Source organism: Methanosarcina sp., assembly GCF_035390745.1.
Classification (GTDB): domain Archaea; phylum Halobacteriota; class Methanosarcinia; order Methanosarcinales; family Methanosarcinaceae; genus Methanosarcina.
In genome coordinates this window covers 3377-6096 of the sequence record NZ_DAOOUJ010000102.1, presented here as the reverse complement: position 1 = coordinate 6096, position 2720 = coordinate 3377, and the positions used below count along the sequence as shown (strand labels likewise).

The window sequence follows — 2720 nt, the reverse complement described above, 5'->3', positions numbered from 1 at the left end:
TATTGTACAATTAATATAATTATTTTATGGATTTATATCAGAATCTATGCACTAGAAACATTGCCAAAAACAATGATCCTATTCCTAATTTCTTTGCTATCATGTAGATCACTCCTGTTCATTCCCAGGAGGCAGGATCAGACAAGCCTTAAATAATTGCAAGGCTAACACTAACTCATGCCTCCGGGCAACGTGGAGTTCAAATAGACTTTTCCAGAGAAAATTTGAACTCCCCCAAACATCTTTTTAATGTTCATTTTTTTCATGAATTTACTCTTATAATTAATTTGTGGCCAGATCATCCAACTGAAAGTATAGACAAGCCTAAATTCGAGTTCTTTGAAAAATTATAGGGCTATTAGACTGATAGTTTGATAATCTGGCCATAAAATTTAAGTAAGCTGTCTTGACAAGTGTTAAAAAGGGAGCAAAAAATATTGAGAAAGATGTTTTTGATTATGCTGAAAAGTTTGCTTTTTTATCTTCCACTGCAGCGACAATAACTGAGAATATAGATAAAGAAAAAATCTCAAGCAACTATACTGTAACACCTGCAATTAACACTGAAATCTGAACAGTTGACGGGGATACAGGTATCCAGACAATATATGATACGATCAGGTAGAGAGGGATGGAATCTGCAGAAAAGAACGTAGGTAGAAAAGAGATTAGATAGCTGCAAAGGGAGATAGCAACTATCAAAGCATTCATACTTTGTTCTTAAAAACTGTACTTCCTCACAATTAGTTTGTCTTAACTCACTAAACATCAGCTCTTTTATCCAATTTATAATCAATATACAGGAATCAAGCCCGGATTATCCCCTGTAATGCATTCTCCACCTTTTTCAGTTACTATAAAGGTATTTTCAATTCCAACCATACCGATTTTTTCAATTCCTCTTTTGGGTTCGAGGGCGAATACCATTCCTTCCTGAAGAGGCTCATCAAAACCTTCGGCAATTACTGGAGTTTCATCGATTAATAAACCAACCCCATGGCCGAGGAATTTTACCTTACGGTTACCAAAACCCATGAAGTTTTGCAGAAATTCCTTATCAAGCCCGTTCATTATGGTACTATATATCTCTGAGGGAGCGATCCCGGGTTTTAGCATTGATGCAGCTTCATTCTGTATATCCACACATTTATTATGGATATCTATGGCATACTGCGGAAGGGAAGACCCAAACATGTATGTTGTGGTTTTATCCGTATGATAACCATCAACTCCGCACCCTACATCGACAAATACAAGGTCGCCTTTTCTTAACTTCCGGTCACGGCTTCCGAGCACAGGTGCTGCTGGGCTGAGTCCGAGCTTTCCCCCTGGACCGTTAAAGTAAGTCGGATAAATGGAGCTTTCTCCAAAACAGACATTTCCCAGAATCATTTCCGTATCGAACATTCCAAAACGACATGCTCCGTGGTGCCCTTTTTCAACCAGAACAGAAAACAGTTCCGTTGACAGGTCAGCCTCACTCATCCCTTCGCACAGCATCCCGGGCACAAGGTCTTCGAGAACATGCTGATGGATCCTGCCGGCTTCTCGCAGCAGAGACAGCTCATATTCACTCTTTAATGCTCTAACAGCACAGATCTCGGCATCAATGGATTTGACGTTCTTAAAGGGAAAATATTTTTGAAACCTCTGGTAAAGAGCAATCGGGACTACTTCAGTTTCCAGATATACGGCATCAGGAAGCCTGTTCACATTCTTTGCAGCATCACGAAAACTGTTCATGGGCTCTATGCTGGAAAATAGAGATTCATCCAGGGCCCTCTCATAACTGCGCCGTACCCAGAATGTTGCTTCCTCATTCCTGGGAATAATTAATATTCCATCCTGCATGGTGCCTGTAAAGTAATAAAGATTGATTTTACTGAAAATAACAGCGACTTCCCAGTCAGGATTTGAGATATTCATCTTTTCTCTGAAGCATCTCATACGGTTTTTCAATTCGGTCAAAGGTACTTTCCTGATCATTCGGATCCCTTTACTAAGTTATCTGCCACCAATTATAGAAGTATAACCCAACGCTATTTGGGCTGGAACCATAGAAAAAGACCTACTTACTCAAATTTTTAAGCGGCAAACCCATCTGCAGTGGAATTTGCATAAAACCAAAAACAGATCAGTCAGCTGCAAAGTTGCTTTAAACTGACCAGGGTGCCTATGCTAACTGCTAAATATTTATTTATATGTGCATGTGTATATTTTATCGTATTAAGTGCGTAATTTGTCGCATTTAAAGGTTTTTGCAGGTTATTTAGCAGTTAGATAAAGCAAATTATATTAGGAGGTCGGCGCCTTGGTTAAGAAACATACAGCAAAATCAAAGGCTCATAAGACAGCTAAGAAGATAGAGATAAAAGTCAATAAAATTCCAACAGTAGAAAATAAACCTCGATATATCCCTGGTTCCTGGAAAGGGACAACACAGAAAAAAGTTATATCAAAAACCGGCTACAAGCCCAGATATATTCCAGGGTTCTGGAAACCAACAGCAGAAAACAAACCCAGGTATATTCCCGGCTCGTGGAAAGGGACAAAGCAAAAGAAGATATCGCAAATCAGATACAAACCAAGGTATATCCCTGGATTCTGGAGGCCAGCTTCGGAGAGTAAACCACGATATATCCCAGGATCATGGAAAGGGACAAAGCAAAAGAAGATATCGCAAATCAGATACAAACCAAGGTATATCCCTGGATTCTGGA

At 39.4% G+C, this 2720-nt stretch carries 3 protein-coding genes; 2 read left to right on the top strand and 1 reads right to left on the bottom strand.

Features of this window, described 5'->3' with window-relative positions:
• Window positions 1-406: 406 nt before the first annotated feature.
• Entirely contained in the window at window positions 407-574 is a 168-nt protein-coding gene (locus PLL47_RS14275; protein WP_324447143.1) for a hypothetical protein, read from the top strand.
• A gap of 218 nt (window positions 575-792) precedes the next feature.
• On the opposite strand, the gene PLL47_RS14270 is transcribed toward PLL47_RS14275, so the two are convergent.
• A complete protein-coding gene (locus PLL47_RS14270) occupies window positions 793-1986 on the bottom strand; it encodes a M24 family metallopeptidase (RefSeq protein ID WP_324447141.1) in 1194 nt (397 codons plus the stop codon).
• A 325-nt stretch (window positions 1987-2311) separates the two neighbouring features.
• Here PLL47_RS14270 and PLL47_RS14265 point away from each other — a divergent pair.
• On the top strand, window positions 2312-2720 hold a 409-nt coding region (locus PLL47_RS14265; protein ID WP_324447139.1), incomplete at its 3' end, for a hypothetical protein.

Bases quoted from the DNA above. Each gene is read 5' to 3' on its own strand.
- PLL47_RS14270 (WP_324447141.1), bottom strand. From the start codon at position 1,986: ATGATCAGGAAAGTACCTTTGACCGAATTGAAAAACCGTATGAGATGC.